We start from the raw sequence: 558 nt of genomic DNA, 5'->3' as shown, positions 1-558 counted from the left end.
TTTTCTTTACCACTATACTTATCTTCATATTCAGAGCAAGTCCATTCCCAAACATTGCCTACCGTGTCATATAAACTAAAAGGATTGGCTGCAAACGAACCGACTGGTGCAGTCTGTTTATTATCCCAACGACTGCCACAAGCATCACACACAGCCCGATTCTGACCAATTTCATTACCCCACCAATATTGAGTTTCCGTGCCGGCACGAGCCGCATATTCCCACTCTGCTTCAGTCGGTAAACGATATTGTTTGCCAGTTTGTTGACTTAACCACTTGGCATAAGCGACGGCATCATCCCAAGAGACGTTTATCACAGGGCGATTACCACGCCCCCAGCCTTCATCATCTGGTTTTTTTCGCCCCGTCGCCTGTGCAAATTTATCATACTCTGCAAAGGTGACTTCATAACGCCCCATCGCAAATTCACTCACCGACACCCGATGCACTGGTTTTTCATCACCATCACCACCGCCCTGAATATCGCCCATCCGAAAACGCCCAGCAGGGATTCGCACCATTTCTGGACCTAAACGACCATCTTTTAAGCGATCACGA

Annotated in this window: 1 protein-coding gene; it reads right to left on the bottom strand. The window is 47.7% G+C overall.

What is annotated here, in order from left to right:
- Positions 1–558, bottom strand: a 558-nt coding sequence (locus tag GY683_RS05470; protein ID WP_297287786.1) for an SUMF1/EgtB/PvdO family nonheme iron enzyme, incomplete at both ends; no start/stop codon positions are given.

This window comes from Moraxella sp., assembly GCF_024227015.1.
Lineage (GTDB): Bacteria > Pseudomonadota > Gammaproteobacteria > Pseudomonadales > Moraxellaceae > Moraxella.
This window is presented reverse-complemented; position numbering and strand designations above follow the sequence as displayed.